The 20,274-nt window shown below is 40.8% G+C and carries 13 protein-coding genes; 2 read left to right on the top strand and 11 right to left on the bottom strand.

The window, feature by feature from the left end; translation table 11 throughout:
* Window positions 1–100: 100 nt before the first annotated feature.
* The 6 genes from FC15_RS02675 to FC15_RS02650 all read right to left on the bottom strand — a co-directional run bounded on the left by FC15_RS02675 (window position 101) and on the right by FC15_RS02650 (window position 8,584).
* Entirely contained in the window at window positions 101–2,167 is a 2,067-nt protein-coding gene (locus FC15_RS02675; protein WP_057823714.1) for a beta-galactosidase, read from the bottom strand.
* A gap of 14 nt (window positions 2,168–2,181) precedes the next feature.
* A complete protein-coding gene (locus FC15_RS02670; protein ID WP_057823716.1) occupies window positions 2,182–4,416 on the bottom strand; it encodes an alpha-galactosidase in 2,235 nt (744 codons plus the stop codon).
* A 168-nt stretch (window positions 4,417–4,584) separates the two neighbouring features.
* A complete protein-coding gene (locus FC15_RS02665) occupies window positions 4,585–5,031 on the bottom strand; it encodes a DUF3284 domain-containing protein (protein ID WP_057823712.1) in 447 nt (148 codons plus the stop codon).
* 31 nt (window positions 5,032–5,062) lie between these two features.
* A complete protein-coding gene (locus FC15_RS02660; RefSeq protein WP_057823711.1) occupies window positions 5,063–6,364 on the bottom strand; it encodes a PTS sugar transporter subunit IIC in 1,302 nt (433 codons plus the stop codon).
* Window positions 6,365–6,455: 91 nt separating this feature from the next.
* Complete coding sequence (locus FC15_RS02655) at window positions 6,456–7,490, bottom strand: LacI family DNA-binding transcriptional regulator (protein ID WP_057823709.1); 1,035 nt, start codon at window positions 7,488–7,490, stop codon at window positions 6,456–6,458.
* 44 nt (window positions 7,491–7,534) lie between these two features.
* Window positions 7,535–8,584: an oxidoreductase gene (locus tag FC15_RS02650; protein ID WP_057823705.1), complete on the bottom strand. Its 1,050-nt coding sequence runs from the start codon at window positions 8,582–8,584 to the stop codon at window positions 7,535–7,537.
* Between the two features lie 164 nt (window positions 8,585–8,748).
* Here FC15_RS02650 and glpO point away from each other — a divergent pair, with 164 nt between their 5' ends.
* Together glpO and FC15_RS02640 are read left to right on the top strand one after the other, a co-directional pair.
* Window positions 8,749–10,590: a type 1 glycerol-3-phosphate oxidase gene (gene glpO, locus FC15_RS02645; protein ID WP_057823703.1), complete on the top strand. Its 1,842-nt coding sequence runs from the start codon at window positions 8,749–8,751 to the stop codon at window positions 10,588–10,590.
* Window positions 10,591–10,863: 273 nt separating this feature from the next.
* Complete coding sequence (locus FC15_RS02640) at window positions 10,864–12,306, top strand: amino acid permease (RefSeq protein ID WP_057823701.1); 1,443 nt, start codon at window positions 10,864–10,866, stop codon at window positions 12,304–12,306.
* Between the two features lie 93 nt (window positions 12,307–12,399).
* Here FC15_RS02640 and FC15_RS02635 read toward each other — a convergent pair whose 3' ends face one another.
* From FC15_RS02635 to FC15_RS02615, 5 genes are all read right to left on the bottom strand, one after another.
* The gene (locus FC15_RS02635; protein WP_083479058.1) at window positions 12,400–13,239 is read right to left on the bottom strand and encodes a class C sortase; all 840 of its coding nucleotides are present in this window, start codon (window positions 13,237–13,239) and stop codon (window positions 12,400–12,402) included.
* A 138-nt stretch (window positions 13,240–13,377) separates the two neighbouring features.
* A complete protein-coding gene (locus FC15_RS02630) occupies window positions 13,378–13,563 on the bottom strand; it encodes an LPXTG cell wall anchor domain-containing protein (RefSeq protein ID WP_057823696.1) in 186 nt (61 codons plus the stop codon).
* Window positions 13,529–15,301: a pilin N-terminal domain-containing protein gene (locus FC15_RS02625; RefSeq protein WP_057823694.1), complete on the bottom strand. Its 1,773-nt coding sequence runs from the start codon at window positions 15,299–15,301 to the stop codon at window positions 13,529–13,531. The genes FC15_RS02630 and FC15_RS02625 overlap by 35 nt, the downstream gene beginning before the upstream one ends.
* 29 nt (window positions 15,302–15,330) lie before the next feature.
* A complete protein-coding gene (locus FC15_RS02620) occupies window positions 15,331–16,860 on the bottom strand; it encodes a SpaH/EbpB family LPXTG-anchored major pilin (protein WP_057823692.1) in 1,530 nt (509 codons plus the stop codon).
* Window position 16,861: 1 nt separating this feature from the next.
* The gene (locus FC15_RS02615; protein ID WP_057823690.1) at window positions 16,862–20,023 is read right to left on the bottom strand and encodes a SpaA isopeptide-forming pilin-related protein; all 3,162 of its coding nucleotides are present in this window, start codon (window positions 20,021–20,023) and stop codon (window positions 16,862–16,864) included.
* Window positions 20,024–20,274 lie beyond the last annotated feature (251 nt).

The following is a 20,274-nucleotide window of genomic DNA, read 5'->3' as shown; positions in this document are numbered from 1 at the left end:
TACCCGGTATGGGTTTATTTTTTTACTTTGTGTTGCATTTCAATTGTAAATTCGCCCACAAAAAAAACGATGATACAATATTATCATCGTTTTTGGTTTATCATTGATTTTCTTTTAAAACCATTGTGCCATATTTAGGAAGCGTTAAATCACCTGCTGCAATCAAGACATTATCTTCGACTCGCCGTAACAGTCGTGTTGTCGTAATTGTCTGCAATTCTTCAGAAAAATTCATGAAGAAATGATAAGCCACTCCGTTTTTAACTCGAGTTTGGCAAGAAACTTCAAACTTAGGTTGTTCAATCAAAGTATTTTGTAATCCAAGCGATTCAAAGATAGGTCCATAGAACTCAGTCAGAAATTTTCTATCCAAACGTGTGCCTAAATAATAGGCCATTCCCTTGCCATATTGATTCGACGTTATAGCGGTAGTATTTTGATAGAAGTGATCTTGATAAGTAGTCAATGATATCGCCGTCGTTGGCGTGATCAACTGATTATAATCTGCTGTTTTAAAAATCTGATTGTCAAAGTTTATCTGACTATGTTCTTGAGGTAAGAGCGTGTCTAGCTCACCCGTTGTGATGCCAAACAGTTCTTGAAGTGGTTTGGGGAAGCCACCTAGGTTTACTCGGTCATATTCATCAACAACTGCCGAGAAATAACTAGATACTAATCGTCCACCCTCTTGAACATAGTCTCGTAACTTGGCCATCGTTTCTGGTTTCATGAGGTACAACATCGGTGCAATCACTAATTTATATTGATTTAAATCTGACTCTGGTGTAACGATTTCACAGGCAATGTCCTGCCCCCAGAGCACCGAATAATGCTTTTGAAACATTTGAATACCCAAACGCGTTGGCCGACCAAAACCACCCCCACGATTCAACGCCCAATTACTTTCCCAATCGTAGAGAAGTGCCACTTTCGCTTGTTTGCGTGCACCCTTGATTTCACTTAATTGTGCCAATTGACGACCATACGTTGCCGCCTCTTTGAAGACACGATTTTGCTCAGAGCCATCATGTCCAATGACAGCACCATGAAACTTCTCGGAGTTCCCTTGTGCCTGACGAATCTGGAAACACAACGTACTATCAGAACCATGAGCAATCTGTTGTAGTGAACTCAACTGATTCATTCCCGGTTGCTTGGCTTTATTGTATTGCGCCCAGTTCACAGTGCTTGGTGTTGACTCCATCACCAAAAACGGGCGATGCTTCAGTGAATAATATTGATCATGAATATAGGCGGTTTTCATTGCGGTCTCGGCGGTCGATTCGTATTCATTATGCCAGTCTGGATAACTATCCCAACTGACAACATCAACATGTTTCGCGAATTTACTATAATCTAATCCAATCAACGGCACAAATTGACGATCTCCCTGACCCTCAGCCATGAAATTAGTTGTACATGGAATTTCTGGCGTCAATTCGCGTGAGGGTACGACCTCATGCTCATAAAAATCAATCGTCATATGCGTCACAAATCGTTTCCAGTCCAGATCCATACCATGCACTTTTGTTTCGCCAAGTGGTGATGGTGGCAATACCTGCGACCAATCGCTATACAATCCACTCCAAACGCTGAGACACCAAGCTTTGTTTAGTGCATCCAATGTCTGATATTTCTTTTGTAGCCACTGACGCCAATTTGCTTGGCACAGTTCACAATAACATTCTCCGGAATATTCGTTTGAGACGTGCCACATCAATAAAGCTTGACGTTTCCCATAACGCTTCGCAAGAATTGTATTCATTTCTTGAACTTTTTGTCGATAAATCGGCGAAGAATAGCAATGATTGTGCCGGAATCCATGAGAATGACGTCGCCCATATTCATCAACACGATTAACTTCAGGGTATTTTTGACTTAGCCACTGTGGTCGTCCACCACTTGGTGTCGCCAGAATGATATGGCCATTCATTGACTCGACATCATCAAACACGCAATCTAACCATCCAAAGTTATACTGCCCTTCAGTTGGTTCCATTGGTCCCCATGCGAAGACACCAACGGTAACCGTATTAATCTTTGCTTCCTTCATGAGTTCCAAATCTCTAGCAAGAATATCTTGACGATCCAGCCACTGATCCGGATTATAATCTCCACCATATAAAAGTTGTTGCTCTGCATCGAATTTATTTAAATGATCTGTCATCTTTTAAATCGCTCCTACTTAATTGCAACTAGATGATAAATAAATGATTGGAAATCACCCACGGCTTGTGCAGTGTCCTCGTTAGCACCATTAAACTGATAAGGCTCGCGCAATCCGAAATTCTTTAAGATTTCACCGCTAACCGTTTCCTCGGCATTAATCTGATATTTAAGCTGAGCATCCAAAAATGGTACCTTAAAGTAGTGTAAGACACCTGCATTGGGCCGTGCCAACTTACGATAGAATCCAATGAAAGCTTCAGAACGATCATTGTTGTAAACACCCCAAGCAACAGTATTGGTTTGTGGATCCACACTCATTAATTGTTGGAAATGACCATTCACTAAAAGTTGACGATTTTTCTTGTAGAAAGAAATGTTCTGCATGATTGCACGACGTTCTTCTTCGGAAATTTGTGTAATATCCAGCTCATATCCTAAAGGCCCAAAGTCGCAAACATTCTGGCGCATCTGTAACGGCGTTATACGTTTAACTTGATCATTAGGCACTGCTGATACATGATTACTAAACGAAGACAACGGATAAGCTAGTGTTGTTCCGCTAAGAATCGATAAACGCTCAACCGCGTCACTATCATCACTAGGCCAAATTTGCGGACTGTAGAATAAGATGCCTAAATCATAACGGCCGCCGCCACCCGCGCATCCTTCAATCAACAAATTGGGGAAGTCTGTTAAGATCATCCGATATAAATCATAAATACCCATGATGTAACGATGGAAAAACTCAGTTTGTGGCCGTTTTTCGGTCCTCAAATATTGTGAATAAGCCTCTGTGATATTCCGATTCATATCCCATTTAATATAATCCAAATGAGTTTCTTCAATCGTAGGCTTCATTTGAGCATAGATAGCACGTACAACAGCAGGATTAGCGAAATCCAAGACATATTGTCCCCGACCAATTGACGTTCGCTCATAAGGATGACGAACTACCCAATCTGGATGATCTCGGAATAGATCAGTATCTGGTGACACCATTTCTGGCTCAAACCAAATACCTAATTCCAAACCCATATCATGAATCTTGGTTGCAAATGAACCAATTCCGTTTGGAAACTTTTCTCGATTAACTTGCCAGTTTCCTAAAGAGGTTCGATCGTTATTCCGCTTTCCAAACCAACCATCATCAACAACAAAGCATTCCATTCCTAATTCTTTGGCTGTTGTTGCTAATGATAATAGCTTCTGCTCATCAAAATCAAAATAAGTTGCTTCCCAATTATTCAAAATAATTGGACGATCTTGTTCGCGCCATTTACGATCAATCACATGTTTTACGGTGAAATCTTGATTAGCCGCAATTAATCCATTTAGACCATTCGCACTAAATGACAGAATTGATTCTGGTGTTTCAAATTCATCTCGAGGTTTAAGCAGCCAATCAAAATATTCTGGATTAATTCCAATCAGCAATCGCGAACGTCGCCATTCATCCACTTCGACTTGACTGAGAAAATTACCAGAATAAATTAAATTAGCCCCATAAACTTCGCCATGATTAAGATTATTACCATTAACTAACGCGATAAACGGATTATGTTGGTGACCCGATGCGCCCTTTAACGAAGCAACAGAGACCGTTCCTTGTTCAAGCGGCCGTGAATGAATATGGCGCTCTTTTAACCAAGCGCCATCTAGGCTGACAAACTGATAATCGGCATTTGGCAAATCAAGCGCGCCACTCATCATCCGATGAATTTGGACAGCGTCTTGCCCAAGATTAGTCACTTTTTGGCTACGGGCAATGACTGATTGATCATGAAAAATACTGAATTTTTCATCAAGCTGTAATTGATGTGCTTCATCAATTAAACTCACCGTTAAAGTTTCCGACTCGTTTTCCCCAACTGCGTATGTTGCTGGCTGAGCTAAGTTGCGCGTTTTATCCGTCTGAACAGTATGATGATCATATTTGAAATCTAAATACCAGGGCTCATCCTCGCGATAAATATCAATTGCACCTTCTTTAAAGTCAGACGATCCATAAACTGGATATTCCTGTGATCGATCTGATAAGTTGAAGTTCCCGGTTTGTGGAGAATACTTAACCGTTCCTGCAGACTTACTATTTTGCTCCAGAAAATACGAGATATCATCATCAGAAAGCTTGTCCATTTTTTGACCGAAGTATAAATGCCCTAGCTGTCCATTTTGCATCACATAAAAAAGATAGCTAATTTTTTCGTTATGCAAGTGAAAAACATGATTCGAAATAACGTCAATCATCATTTTTGCCTAGTCTCCTTATCATTTTGAAGTTTTGCCGAGCCAAACCACGTTCATCCATTAAAAAGATAAAGGCTCATGACAGATTCTTCGTGACTCACAAACGATCACGAAGTTTCTACCATGAGCCAGCTCTTATTCAAGCCTGTTAAGGCACATCTCTCTTAATTACGCGCTTAACGCAAGATTATCGAGATACTGCATCCGCTTTTTAATCCCACGATTATAGAAAAACTTATACAGACCACCCATCACCATAAAGTTCATCTGACTTCGGCTCTGGTCGAAAGTATTCTGTTCCGAATACACAAGACGTTCTCGACCATGACGATCTTGTTCGAACTTGAAAGTTTGAACGATAACACCACCTTGCTGAGTCGTTTCCAATTGAAATAACTCATCAGTTACAATTTGTTTAACCACCATGGTGTTTTCTGTTTCAAGTTTATTAAGCTTCGTCTGTAAATGTGTTTGAATCTTAGTTCCCGGTTCTAATGCTTTGATGGTAGGATCACTACGACGAAAATAAGTAAGTTGCTCTCTGATTAAAACTCGAAATAAATCAACTTTTTTTGCCTGATAATGATATTTGTAACTTAATGTATCTGTACGCATGAAATCCGCTCCTACTCATCAAGTCATTAACTTAAAGGGAATCCTTCTCCGCTGCATCGAGGTCTGGATTTTGCTCGTCTTTATACCAGCGATTATCCAAAGCCTTGATGAATGGAATCCAGATCAACGTCATCACAACGACGTCAACTAATTGTAAAATACCACCACGGATTGAGCCAGTTCCTAACCAACCTGCAACAAAGATAGGTGTTGTCCATACAACAGTTGCACCTGTTGGTCGTGGAACTAAGCCAGCAGCAATTGTGAAGTATGAAATAGTTGTTGAAGCTAAAGGCGCCAAAATCCAAGGGATAAACAGAGTTGGGTTCAATACAACAGGCAATCCATAAGTCATTGGTTCAGAAACATTGAAGATTGCTGGTGCAAAGACCAAACGCATGGTTTGTTTCATCCGAACAGAACGTGCAAGGAAGAAGGCAAACATGATTGCAATACCTAATTGCATACCTTGGTTAACGAACACGCCCATAAATGTTGTGCTAATGATATGTGGTAAATGTTCTGCACCATTTTTATATGCATCATAGTTTTGCAATGCTAATGAACTCATGATTGGATCGATAATGGAGTTGACCAATAACGTCCCATGAATACCAAACCACCAGAAAAATTGTGTAAAGAATACGGCAATCAATACGGCTGGTAAAGTACCGCCCAATCCCATTAATGGTTGCTGTAAAATTTGATAAACAAAATCAATGGCATTGCCATAGGAAGTGAATGTAAATCCATAACGAATTAAGTTAAAGAGGAACAGTGGTGCTGCACCGGGAATAATAGCAACAAATGATTGTGCAACCATTGGTGGAACTGAATCCGGCATTTTAATAACAATATGTGCTGCACTAATTCGGCAGTATAACTCCGTTGAAATAATTGCGACAAGAATCGCAACGAACATACCTTCTGCGCCTAAATGCGAAATTGCAAAGAAGGCCCCATCTTTTTTATCATTACCCACAGGTAATAACATAAGAAAGCTAGATAACGCGATTGCGCCAGAGAATAGCTTCTCTTGTTTATATCGACCGGCTAATTGATACGCAACACCGAAGCAGACAAAGAGTGCCGTAACATTCATTGTGGCGTTGCCAACTGGACCGAAGAAGTTATTTAGAAAATCTAAAAACGATTGTGGTAATGATAACCCCAAAGTCGTTGGTAAATTCTGTAAAATAACCATGATCGAACCAAACATCGTTGCAGGAAACGCAACCATGAAACCATCACGCAGGCTCAACAGATAGCGGTTATTCCCGATTGCCTGAGAAAACGCTGTTATTTTATCTTGAAAACTAGATTTATTCTTCACTGTTCAAGTCTCCCAGTTTTTATTTCGTAAACGTTTACAGATTTTAGTATATATGTTTAGTAAACGTTTATGCAACCCCAAAATAAAAAATTTATTCAGAAATGTTTTTAATTGACTCGCGTTGCTGCAGATGACTCGCACAAACTAGCCGAACATTCATCTTCTTCGATTCCAACATACGGTCACGTGCAAGCCGAATTGCTGTACGTCCCATTTCCTGAGCATCCATAGACACACTTGTTAAAGTCGGAGATAGATAACGATTCATCTCGGCATCATCAAAACTAACAACAGAAATATCATTTGGAATTTTCAGCCCCGCATTGCTAATGGCTTTGTAGACACCTAAAGCCATTGGATCACTCGCCACAATAATTGCTGTTGGACGCCGTGCCTGATTGATCAACTCACTCGTCATCCTTAGCCCATCTTCTGATGACCAGCGTCCCATCTTTGCTTCGGTATATTGCTGAAGGTCATGTAGTTTCATCCACGCGCAATAACTGTCTGCACGAATTTCATGATTGTTCCGTCTCACGGTGCCATCTATCTCAACTTGACTGTTCTGGCCGCCGACAAATGCGATCCTGCGATGACCATTCTGATAGAGCAAATCGAGAATTTCGTTTGTTCTTGCGGCAAAATCCGTCTGAATCAAATCAAAGTCGTTGCTCTGACTATAGTTATCCACTAGGATCAAGTTTGAGTTTAATTGTTGTGCCAGCGCCGTTCCTTCCGCTGTCATTTCACCAATCATAATAACAGCACCATAATTTTTTAATTGCTGCCAATCTTTGTCTGGATCTCGCATTCCAAAAGCTTTAACAACATGTAGTCGCCATTTAGCCGCTTCAAGTTCAATACCTTGGTGAATATCATAAAAATAAGGATCGTTCGCTTCAGAAACCCGATCATGTCTTAAAATCAATCCAATTGTCATCTTACTATTTACAAAGCGATGTTGATGCCGACCAACTTCTTTCGAGTAATGCAATTGATTTGCAATCTCAATAACACGCCGCCGCGTATTTTCATTGATGCTAAATGTTGGGTCATTATTTAGAATCCGCGATACACTCGCTGCAGAAACGCCGGCCATTTTTGCAACATCTCGTATACTTACCATCGTTTACTTCTCCGTTTAGCGTTTATTCAGAATCTACTATTAAATCATGCAAAAGTTGTGACATGTGGGCCAACAGTCGCAACACCCGCTTCTAAAATCTTCATTTCAAGCAAAAGCTGCTGATCTGTCACTAATTTAGTCTTTTGGTTCAAAATGGTTTCAAACATTGCGTCATAGACTCGTCCGTAATCACCAACTGGCGTTATAACGTCTTTCTTAATCCAATCACCATTACCGTTCAAGTACTTCAAATGACCATACGCTGTTGGTGTATCTTCTCCAAAGTGTGGGGCTTCAGGCATCATTCCAGCCTTAAGATCATTCTCTTGTTGATCAATCCCATATTTAATGAAACTCCCTTTAGTTCCATTTAGTCTAAAAGAAGGATACGGTATGGCGACCAACGGACTTGAGGTCACTTTAACTTTCAAATTCAAATAGAATAGATCTGTTTCGTAATAATCATCTAAATTACCTTGGTTTTGTTGCGCGCGGATGTCATAATAAACCTGTCGCGGTTGTCCAAACAAGGCAATCATTTGATCAATTGTGTGAATTCCAAGTCCATAAAACTGGCCATTAATTGGTTCGCTATTTATAAATTGCTCGCTAGGACGAAAATGATCCATATGCGATTCAATCTGCAGCGGGGTTCCTACGAAGCCTACTTCTAAAACATGTTTCAGTGCTAAGTAATCACTATCGAAACGTCTATTCTGGAATGGCATTGCGACCAATCCTTTTTCCTGCGCGAGCTTTAGTAACTCTTCTGCTTGTTTAAACGTCTCGCAGAAAGGTTTTTCAACAAGCACATTTTTGCCATGTTGTAGCGCTTCCTTCGCCAATTGATAATGAGTTGATGCAGGAGTTGTAATGGAAATCATCTGAATTTCAGGATCAGCTAAGACATCTTCAAAGTTAGTCGTCAGCTGAACACCGGCTGCCTTCAATTCTGTCTGAACATCTTGATGATGCCGTAATCGATGATCGTAAACTGTTTTAATCTTGATCTGTGAACGTAATTTCAAGTACGGTAAATGATAACGGTTGGCGCTTTTGCCAAAACCAGCTAGTGCAATGATTAATTTAGCCATCAAAATTCTCCTTTGTATCGTTCTTCTTGCGTTAATCATAACACTCTTATAATCAACTAAAAACACTAAATCTAGTGAGCTTTCTTTCACGACTTTTCTGGTATTAAGACGACTTTCCAACTATTATAGACTTGAACGATATTGTTGCTTCAGGGGGACATCACATGCCATTTTCACAACAAACGCGTCAAGAAAATCTTTATAAACTTGCCAATGAACAGTTTGATCTTTTAATTATTGGTGGTGGAATCACTGGCGCTGGTGTAGCGCTACAAGCTGCAGCCAGCGGTCTCAAAACCGCCCTCGTCGAAATGCAAGACTTTGCTGAAGGAACTTCTTCACGTTCAACTAAGATGGTTCACGGAGGTATCCGCTATCTTAAGACATTCGATGTCGGGGTAGTTGCTGATACAGTTAGTGAGCGTGCGCGAATTCAGAAGATTGCGCCGCATATTCCTAGAGCAACGAGAATGATCTATCAAGAACCAGATGCTACTTACGATCTCTTTTCTGTGAAAGTGGCCATGGATCTCTATGATAAATTAGCAGGATTATCTAATTCAAAAGACGCCAACTACGTGTTGACACGCGATGAGGTACTTGAAAAAATACCAACCTTGAATCCAAAAAATTTATTAGGTGCTGGATGCTACACCGACTTTACCAATAACGACGCACGACTTGTTATCGAAAACATCAAAATGGCAGCAACTTTAGGTGCAACTATTGCAAACCGTGTCAAAGTGGTTCAACTACTTCATAACGATCAACATCAATTAACTGGTGTTTATGCAACCGACACACTGACTCATAAATCTTTCGCCATTAACGCACGAATAACCCTCAATGCAACTGGACCCTGGGTAGATCAAACGAATCGGCTTGATAAAGAAGTTGCGTTTGTGCCTCAACTAAGACCAACAAAGGGCATTCATCTAGTCGTTGATTGGGAAAAAATCCCAGTGAAACAGCCATTATATTTTGATAGTCTTCATCAAGATCATCGTATGATTTTTGTCATTCCCCGTTTAAATAAAACCTATTTTGGGACAACAGGCACAGACTATAACGGTGATATAGCGCACCCGCAAATTTTACAAGATGATTTAAACTACTTACTCGAGGCAATTAATCAACGTTTCCCTGAATCCCACATCACTCTCGACGATATCGAAACAGGTTGGGCCGGTATTCGCCCTTTGGTTGCTTCAAACAGCGCATCTGACTATAACGGTGGTGGCGGCGGTCATATCGATGATAAAAGTATCGATTTTGTCATCGATGCAGTCATCAATTACCGACAAGGTAAAGCAAGTCGTTCTGATGTTGCAGATGCAGTTCTCGCAAGCGAACAATCTTTGTCTGAGAAGGTTTTACAACCTTCTCAAGTCTCGCGTGGAAGTTCTCTTGACGTGAAAGAAGACGGGTTAGTTGTTCTTTCAGGCGGAAAAATTACCGATTATTGTCGAATGGCATCTGGTGCGCTCAACTTAATTGTCGAACAACTCGCTAATCGATTTAATTGTCATTTTAACCTTGTCGACTCGACCAAACTAACTCTTTCTGGAGGCGAACTTAATTATCTTCGCATTCAAGATGAACTAGAGACTATTTCTGAGCAAGGTGAGCTGCTAGGATTATCGATTCATGACGCCAGAGTCCTTGCCAATCTGTTTGGTTCGAATGCCCGTTCAATTTTCTATCAAATCCACAGCACCAAAGCTGCGCCAGGACTCTCGCTACGAGAAACTTTAATCCTTCATTATTGCCTACAGGAAGAAATGGTGCTCACACCGGTTGACTATCTGCTAAGACGCACGAACCACTTGTTATTCGATAGCCCTAACCTAAATCAAATCCAAACAGGCGTCATCAATGAAATGACACGAATCCTAAACTGGTCGGCAAGACAAAAACAAGCGATGCATGATGAACTTGAAGAGACACTCTTTACTTACCGGTTAGATTATCTGAAAGCTGGTCAGGATCACGTCATTAGGAACTGACTGCATGCTAATTCTAGCAATGTACAGCGTTCCACAGTGGTCGATTGATGTTTTTTTTAATGAGTTAACTCTGAGAGCAAGAATATATTTTTTAATCAAGCAATCCCCACAATGCGTGGAAATAAGGTTTGTAGCTCTTAAATGAGAATAATTGAATAAGTGCTCTTTCTCACTTATCTTTCATGATACGATGTCGCAATCAGTGTATAGTAGTCAAAGTAAACTAGTGCGACAGTTAGGATGTCGTATCGAATTAGGGGAAGGAGTTTTTTTATGCCTGAACAAAAAAATACCAAGCAACTGTTTTGGTACAATATTGCATTACTTGCTTTCGTCAGCGTCTGGGGACTTGGAAATGTCGTTAACAACTTTGCTCAAGAAGGATTAGTTGTTGTCGTTTCATGGGTCTTGATCATGATTTTATATTTCGTACCTTACACATTGATGGTCGGCCAAATGGGAGCGACTTTTAAAGATGCGGAGGGTGGCGTTTCAAGCTGGATCAAGGAAGTCTCAACAAAGCGACTCGCCTACTTTGCCGCATGGACCTATTGGGTCGTTCATGTACCCTACCTTGCTCAGAAGCCACAAGCAATCTTAATTGCTGGTAGTTGGTTATTTCAAGGTAACGGAAATTTCATCAACGTTTCATCAAAAATTGTGCAAAGTCTCTGTTTAGTTATTTTTCTAATCTTCCTATACTTGGCCTCTCGTGGTATCACGACGTTGAATCGTATTGGTAGTATTGCCGGTATGTCAATGTTTATCATGTCAATCCTGTTCATTGTTTTAGGATTATCTGCACCGGCAATGACAGGTTCCTCAATTGCAACTGCAAACATGAACCACCTTGGTACTTATATTCCAAAATTTGATTTCAAATATTTCACAACGATTTCAATGCTTGTTTTTGCCGTCGGTGGTGCGGAAAAGATTTCACCTTATGTGAATAAAACAAAAAATCCTGCAAAAAACTTTCCTAAGGGCATGATTGCACTTGCAATTATGGTTGTCGTCTCCGCATTAATGGGGTCATTTGCGATGGGCATGATCTTCGATGCGAAACATATTCCTGCCGACTTGATGGCAAACGGTGCTTATGTTGCCTTTCAACGTTTAGGCAACTTCTATCATGTTGGAAATGCATTGATGATTATTTATGCCATTGCAAACGCCATGGCAACGATTGCTGCCCTTGCTGTTTCAATCGATGCACCGTTACGAATTCTTCTGGATGATGCTGATCCAAAATTTGTTCCTGCGGCTTTGAGAAAGAAGTCTGCTGATGGGGCTCCGATCAATGGCTACAAATTGACAGGTATCCTCGTTAGTGTCATCATCATCATTCCAGCATTAGGTATCAACGGAACTAATAATCTATATAACTGGTTACTGAACCTTAATTCCGTCGTTATGCCATTACGCTATCTTTGGGTATTTCTTGCATTTATGCTGTTAAATAAGCACTTAGACAAATTCCATTCCGACTATATGTTCGTTAAGAACAGCAAATTCGGCTTTATCGCCGGGCTTTGGTGCTTTGTCTTCACCGCCTTTGCCTGTCTTTTAGGTATGGTGCCGAAGGTTGATTACGTTGCTAATCCATCTACTTGGTGGTTCCAGTTGGTTTTAAATATTGCGATGCCGATTTTCTTAATCGGTTTAGGCTTTATTCTGCCTGCTATTGCCAAACGCCAAAACGAAGAACTTGGTTAGAACCTCTCACCTCAAAAAAGGAGCTTCTAGATTATTTCCTGGGAAATAATCTAGAAGCTCCTTTTTGAATTGTAATTATTTCCTGGGAAATAATCATTTCTTCTTTCGAAATCTATATACTAATATGCCAATTATCAATAAGATTAATGTGCCTAAGATCCACGCAACGACCAACCACTGATTTCTCTTTATAGTTTCTTTGATTTCATTATCGGCTTTTTTCGGATAAGGAATTCTTTTGCCTGTATAAATCAATCGATGCGAATTAATCATATATGGTGTACAGGCCATCAGCGTTACCAAATCGCGGCTAGGTTGAATAATCAAGTCTGAAGTATCAGTTGGTTCAATAATCTTTGTCGATTCAATCTGGTAAGCTAGTTTTTGCTTGCCAATTTTTAAAAAGAATTGATCTCCAACCTTTAACTTGGGAAGTTCGTCGAACATATCCGCGTGAGGCAACCCACGATGGGCCGAAATAACTGCGTGCGTATTTTTACCTCCGGTTGGATACGAAGTGCCTTGTAAAAGCGTCGCGCCTCTATTAAGCAAGATATCATTTGTTTCATCAAATACGGGAAGATCAACTTTGATTTTTGGAATTGTTAGACTGCCTAGCATATGTTTATCGTAATATGATTGTGGCCGCTTCACCTTTGACGTTTCCAGATTAGCATTATAGCTATCTAATCCAGGATTGTTTTTTTCTTTTGCTAATTCTGCATTCTTTGCTTTTTGTTCAGTCAGTATTTTTTCTGCAGTCTTCTTATTTTGCTTATTCGCTTTTTGTTGATAGCGTGCAACAACTCGTTGATCTTGATAATGACGTACAGCAGAACTCATGAATGGGAATAAGGCGACACTCACACCAGTTACGAAAATCAGTAACATGATTATATTAACGACTCTTCTTGATTTCGTTACCTTCTTCATTCTGCCACCTCTGAGTTCTATTATGTATCAATCGACGCCGGAAACTATAATCGCTCCGGCGTCGATTGGAATGATTTATTCGGTTCATTGATTCAAATATGACGAGTTCTGATCAACGATACCTTACTGAATTATCTGTTATGCTTGCTGACGACGTTTCATGTAGTAGATACCTACACCCAGCATCGTTGCTAATCCGATGAGGAGGAAGATCAATCGTCCCATACCACCAGTAATAGGTAAGCGACCTTTTTCGAAGTTTTTAACTTCAGTAATGCCGTCTTCACTCTCAAATCCGCCCGCAACAACCAACGTTGAATTCAAATCCTGACTCTGACAAGATATATTCATCACTAGAAGTCGCCGTTTCTTTCAATACATAATCGCCAGCTTCTAACCCGCTAACAACAACGGTGCCAGATTCATTCGATTGATAGACAATCGCATCCTTAATATCATCGCTCCAAGCGCTACCAACTTTGCCAGTGTAATAATGGATCTGACCAGCTACAGTTTTTTGAACAACGAATTTCGCGCCTGCGAGTTCTTTACCCGTTACCGCATCAACCTTCACGAATTTATGACCATACGTGATAACTTCAACTGGGGGTTTAGTCACAGAACCTTCAGTTCCGTCGTTCGTATATTCAAGTGTTGGTTTATTTGTTTCTGTTTCATCAGGAACTGCACCTTCAGTTAGCACCATGTTGAATTTCAGCGTTAACTTCTGACCAGCATATGCACCTAATTGTAGATGATTTGGAGTCGTTACTGATGGATCGCTGTTGAAGTACAGTGTGAACCCATTTCCCGAATTCTCAATTCGATAATCAACATCATCCACCAATGTGTCCCCAGCATAAAGCTGAATGTTTTCATCAAGCAATGCTAGATTTTCAGATGCCGTATCGACAACGTTAAATTCAGTGTATCGATAGTTATTATCGTTGTTCTTGTCTGCAATCCCGCCAGGAACCATAACATCAATCTTGAATGGAATTGCATCACCAACTGTAAAATCGTTCCCTGTGCCTTCTGAAACATCTAAAGCTTTATTAATATCCGGAGTATCATTTTTGATTTCAACTAGAACTGGAACTGTTGAATCTGTTGTAATCGTAAATTCTTTGTTGATGGCACTATTTGGAATAACCATTCCTTCAGGTGCACCTACTTCGGTGACCTTATAAACGCCAGCTGCAAATTTGAAGTTAACCGGTGTGCCATCAATTTCATATGCAGAAATCACGAACTCACCATTAGCATCCGTCACAAACTTGAATGCATTGGCTTCGCTACCCCAAGTAATATTACCATCAGCATCTCTACCAGTTACCCATTCCTCGCTAGCACCGATGCCACGGTGAATCACGAATTCCGCACCAGCCACGAGCTTATTGTTTTCATCTAACGTATCTGTTGTCTTAATTAACTTCATACCGCCAGATGCTTGATCATTTTTGGGATAAAGATGAATCTCGTCTAATTCGTTTTCAGTATATTTTCCATCTTGATATTCATACACTGGTAATCCTAAGACAATATCACCTCTGCCAGTCACTGTTTCAGGACGAGCAGATTCATGGAAGTAGTAGACTGCATCGCGACCATTATTTTTCTTATTTAATGCACTGAAGACTGCCGTACCATCTCCAGTGGTCGTTTGTGTCTCAACAAACGCCCCACTCAAGCTACCAGTACCGAAACTAATCGTTGGCGTACCGTTTTGCGTAACGGTCGCATTGTCCTTCAATGAATTATAAATACTTTCAACGGTTGCATCTGCATTCTCTGAACGTAATCGATAAAATTCGTTCGTAACGTCGAACGCTTGAAACGTAACGCCTCGTAACGCCTCTCCACCAAAATTTGGCATTTCAGTACCCGTATTTTGTTGCTCGCTCTTGGGGACACCCACTCTTTTATGCAGTGTAACGCTCGCTGTTGTTGTCGCCGCTTCAGCAACGGCCGCCAATCCTTGTCCCAAGCTAGCTAGCAGTGGAAAAAGTAACACGATCAGACTGAATATCGACCACAATCGATAATTAATTTTTTTCTTCATTGTCAGGCTCCTTTTCTCTTCTTGTCGTTTTATTTTTTATAAAGATATCCCGCGATTGCGATGATTCCCAATCCAATTAGAATTAATAAAGTGGATTGCATTTCACCCGTTTGCGGCAAGAATCCTGGAAGCCCTGGTTTTTGACTGCCCGATTCTGGTGGTTGTGGATCCGTTACAGTTGGCGGATCAATCACAGTTTGAGGAATGTTGTGAACAACTTGCCCAGTCGCCAAGCGATCCCCATCTTGATAAGTTTTTTCCGCGACGATAAAGTCGACAGGATCAGTGAGTCGAATGTAGCCATCTGGAGCTTTCACTTCAACAAGTTGATACTTCCCATAAGCAAGTCCTTGAATATCGAACTCACCTAGTTGATCAGATGTTAACGTCAACAGATCATTTTTCGCTGCATCCTCAAGTTGTTGATCACTCACTGGAATCCACACGCCATCTTCTTTCAGACTCAAGTAATAACCGGAGCTGTTTCTAACAACAAAGACAGCATCAGCTAACTTTCGATTAGCATTTGTTAAATCAGTCTTAACGAATCGCTTACCACCTGTAATTATCTGTGCACTGGAGTCAACGCGATACGCACCAACATATATATGTGAATCGTTGATTAACCACTCATCAGCCGGTGCACCTCGCTTTAATTTCATCTGATAAGTGATCGTAACCTCTTTATTTGCATAATCTTCTAACTCATCCACATTGAAATCAATTCGAAAATTACTCTCGTCGGTAAATGAAACTTCGTATGGCTTCACACCATCTGGTAAATCTTCAATTGAAACCTTCAGACTATCCGGAATCAATTCAAGGTTCTCATCGGCAATATCAACGAGATAATATTGTTGTAAACTCGAGATAACCGCCGGTATGAGTGTCGTAATTTTATACGGAATCGATTCGCCAATACCAAAGTCATTTCGATCCGAATCAACTACCTTGTCTAAGGATGGTGGATCCTCGTTCTTTGGATAAAGATGAATTTCCGTCAGCTTCTCATTCGTATAACTCTGTGTGTTTGCATCGAACCGATAAGCTGGCAATCCTAGAACCATGTCTGGTGCCATTACTGTAATCGTCTCCGGTGCACTTGCCTCATGGGAAAGGTAGACACTATTTAGATGGTTGCCATTAACGACCGTAGTTTCATCAAGCGTAAACTTCGCTAGGCCTTCATCATTTGTTGTCTGATCGTTTCCAACTTGAAAGCCGTCCGTTGGCTTCAACATGTCGTAAAGTTCCTCAGACGTCAATTCTGGGCCTTCTTGACGCAATTCTGCGTAACGCTCCGTCACGTTATAAACCTGGTACGTGACATCCGCTAAAGGTACCCCATTTTGCAATAAATCCGCAGTTGCGGTTGTCCCGTCATTTTGAATGCCTGAAGGTAATTGTCCCGGTTTAAAAACCAACTTATGAAGATTAACAGTTACTTGTCCATCACCTGGAGCTGCATCAACTTGTCTCGGAGCTGCGAAAAGGGTCAGAAAATTCACAGCGGTCAGAATCGCGACGAGTATAAAGTTAACAATTTTTCGTCCGTTCATCTTATCTCACCCCCTTAGCTTGTTGACGTCTCCAAATGAAGTAACCAGAAGCAATGACGAGCAAAATGCCACCGATGATCCAAAAGATTGTTCGACCAGAACCACCCGTTTGTGGCAATGGCATAACTGGATCATTTTTAACTGTTAATTCTGCCGTAATTTTAAGTGCTGATGACTTACCAGTAGCGATCTCTTCAAGCTTTTCACCAGAGTTATCGTCTGAAGTTACACGTGAAACTTTCCAAGTATCAGACGCCTTGTCATATTCAATTTGATAGATAGTGTCTGATTGACGATAGTTATCCGGTGCCTTCTTTTCGGTGAGTCGATAAACTTCTCGCCAGTCTAATTGGTCAAACGTTAATTTACCCTCAGAATTAGTTGATAAGGTCCGAGGATTGCTACCATCAGCCTTCGTTAGTTCAAATTCAGCACCATTTAATGCCTTTTCTGTTTGCGAATCTTGTTTTGTTAAAATCAACTCGAATGCTTTTCGCTGATTCACAACTTGTTGGCCATCTGGTAATCCAGTAATCGTCAAATCTTTATTGACAGTCACAGTAAAGTCTTCGTAAGTGATATAGCCATTGAGTGCGGCCGATTCAGAAATAACGTAGACGCCCGGAACTAAATCAGTAAAGCTAACTTGCCCTTGATTATCAGAAGTTGCCGACTGTAAGACATTACCTGTTTTGTTTCCTGCAGCATCAGTTGCATAGAGTTCAAATTTAACACCTTGCAAAATCTGCTTATCTTCATGAACTTTAGTAAAACTCAAATCAGTCGTTTCTGGTGCCGGTTCACCTAGACGAATCTTAACCCGGTTGGTTGTTTTTTCGAAAGTCGCTTGACCTGAACCATATCCAAATATTGAAGTCGCCTGGTTGATCATTTCTGATCGGTCACCAGTTACCCTAATTGGTAAACGAATACTAAAATCTTTACCATGATTGGATTCCAGTCCTGACTGCCTATTGATGTGAGTCGTAGCCGCCTCTGATAAAACGATTGTCAACGTCTGACCGTTGATCGAAGATACATCTGTGCCTGTTTTCTTGATAGCACCCTGTATCGGATTCCCCAGCAAATCATACACAACAATTTGATCAAGTCCACCAATCAGTTCGATGCCAATTGGGAGTTCATCAACAATCTTATAGGTGGATGGCGCCACTAGACTAGTAGAACCCAGATTAATGGTTTCTTGATTAATAAAGTAATAATAATCTTTGCCAGACTCGACATACCGTTGTTCAAAAGACGGTACGCCAGGAGCTAATTCATTTGGCTTATCAATGTCGTGACCATCAACACGATAGTCTGAACCTAATTCCCATGGTTCTAGAACATCAAGATCATTGAAATATCTCTGACCATAGCCTGATGATTCACCACTTGGTGTGTTCCAAGCATCACCCGCCTGATATTGTTTCAACGGTTGAACTGTCTTCGTAGGTGAAGGCTGCGCAACGGGGGTTGCTGAGGAACTTGCAAACGTATTCCATGCACGTCCCCAAGTTGAACCAAATTTAAATTGATGCGAGGTTCCCGTAATTGGAAATGCTACCGCCGCTTTATGATAAGTGGAGCTACCTAGCCAATCATCAAAATCCACGCCTTCAACTGCTTTTTCTGCATAATAGGAGCCAGAATCATAACCATAAGAACCCGTAGGATGGTATTCAAGTAGTGCACCAACTGATTCTTTAGCGACCTCACCACCATCTTTCAAACCAGCAAACTCGTGTGCAGTGACATTTTGATTATCAGATGTCTGTGCCCCTACATACGCATTCAACGAGGCAAACGAGATCACAGCTTCATTTTGTTCCGTAAAATCTATTTTCTCTCTCGACTCTGCATCAAAGAAAGTAAACTCAATGTCCATTTTCTTGATAAATCCGTAAAGAACACCAGAAAATAAATTATTTGAGAATTCAATATATGGTCTTCCGTCAAGGCCTCCCCAACTTGGCTGGGGGCCAACAATAATATTTGATATTTTGACCTGAGCGCCAACTTTTCTTAAATCAGGATTATCTGCATTTCCCTGATCAAAATAGCCAACATAACTGTATTCAAGCTCAATAACTTCAGATACTCGGTTACCGTCCTGATCTTGACCAATTAGCGGAATTCCCGCTCCTGCTTCAAGGGAATCAAAATTCTGAGTGGGATAGATAATAGAGACAGCCCCACCGCCGTTACCTAATCCATTGAAATTCTTATACATCGTATTTGCATCATCGACGCCTTGTTGGTCATCACTTGTAAACGCACGATTTGCATCATGTGTTGCAGTTGGATTTTTCTTCACAATCTGCTGTCCACCAATCGTTGACTCGACAGATAATTCTGCGAATGCATCCGGCGCGATAATCAAGTTACGCCCAGCAATCCTTGGACCTAACGTTGAGAGCGAACCCACTGAACTAGTTGTTCCTGACGATTCGACAGTCTGTGTTAGATCCACTTCTGGATCAGGGTCCTCTTCAGCCTCAGCGTCATCCTCATCAGTTGCCGGAACTTCTACCGGAGTTTGCGGCTCAGATTCGGTATTATCTTGCCGTTTTGGGACAAAACTAGCAAGTTGGTGAGGTCCTGCGTCTTTTTCAGCAAGTATGTTTCTTACTAATTTCTTCTCAATTAATGCAGGTGCTTCAACAGGCTCTGTATTCGTCAATGATTCACTTACCGAATAATCCTGAACCATCGTTTCTTCGTCCATCTGCACATGTATCGAAAGTTGCTGACTGATCTCATATGGCAATGTAATCTTTAATTCGTCCTCAGTCTCCTCAAAACTGAATGTTTTAGCAACTATCCAATCGCGATCATCTTCGCCACCATTTTGCCAATTGGCCTGATGAGTCGTCGACTGAAACTGGTCGATTTGATAAAAAGTTTCACCAGACATCAGCTTAAATTTAAGCTGCCGTTTCGCCTCAGTGCTTTTCTTTTTATCAAACCGAAACGTCCAAGCAACATCGTCACCAACAAGCTCACTGCCGACACTCAATTTGAGTTTATCGTTATCAACTAATGCTGTTGAATCAGTTGCATGAACACTACGATGCTGATCGAGACTAAAAATAAGTTGGACAAAGGGCAATAAAACAGCAAAAAGCATCAGAACTGCTGAACCTTTTTTGGTTGTTTTCACCCTCATCCTACTTCGTTTCCACATTGACTCACTCCCTTTCCGCGTGTACCCTTTCCATCATTACAGGACAATCATATCGTGCAGGTGAAATGAATCTCAAGGATTATCAATTATATAACTTATGTATTTTATTATTTATTTATTATAATAAATTGTAGTTATCAAGCTTATTTAATTTTTGAATAAAAAAATAAACGCAAATTGCAAGTGCAAGTTAGCCAGCGCAGGCGAAGACAGCTGGCGGAAAGGTT

It is taken from the genome of Lapidilactobacillus concavus DSM 17758 (genome assembly GCF_001435835.1).
GTDB classification, from domain to species: Bacteria; Bacillota; Bacilli; order Lactobacillales; family Lactobacillaceae; genus Lapidilactobacillus; species Lapidilactobacillus concavus.
The sequence above is the reverse complement of the archived record's forward strand: the minus strand, read 5'-3'. Positions and strand labels throughout refer to the sequence as shown.

What these genes read in the sequence shown, in the direction of transcription:
- FC15_RS02675 (WP_057823714.1), bottom strand. Translation starts at nt 2,167, where the DNA reads ATGACAGATCATTTAAATAAATTCGATGCAGAGCAACAACTTTTATAT.
- FC15_RS02665 (WP_057823712.1), bottom strand. Translation starts at nt 5,031, where the DNA reads ATGCGTACAGATACATTAAGTTACAAATATCATTATCAGGCAAAAAAA.
- FC15_RS02635 (WP_083479058.1), bottom strand. Translation starts at nt 13,239, where the DNA reads ATGAAGAAGGTAACGAAATCAAGAAGAGTCGTTAATATAATCATGTTA.
- FC15_RS02655 (WP_057823709.1), bottom strand. Translation starts at nt 7,490, where the DNA reads ATGGTAAGTATACGAGATGTTGCAAAAATGGCCGGCGTTTCTGCAGCG.
- glpO (WP_057823703.1), top strand. Translation starts at nt 8,749, where the DNA reads ATGCCATTTTCACAACAAACGCGTCAAGAAAATCTTTATAAACTTGCC.
- FC15_RS02640 (WP_057823701.1), top strand. Translation starts at nt 10,864, where the DNA reads ATGCCTGAACAAAAAAATACCAAGCAACTGTTTTGGTACAATATTGCA.
- FC15_RS02650 (WP_057823705.1), bottom strand. Translation starts at nt 8,584, where the DNA reads ATGGCTAAATTAATCATTGCACTAGCTGGTTTTGGCAAAAGCGCCAAC.
- FC15_RS02620 (WP_057823692.1), bottom strand. Translation starts at nt 16,860, where the DNA reads ATGAACGGACGAAAAATTGTTAACTTTATACTCGTCGCGATTCTGACC.
- FC15_RS02625 (WP_057823694.1), bottom strand. Translation starts at nt 15,301, where the DNA reads ATGAAGAAAAAAATTAATTATCGATTGTGGTCGATATTCAGTCTGATC.
- FC15_RS02670 (WP_057823716.1), bottom strand. Translation starts at nt 4,416, where the DNA reads ATGATTGACGTTATTTCGAATCATGTTTTTCACTTGCATAACGAAAAA.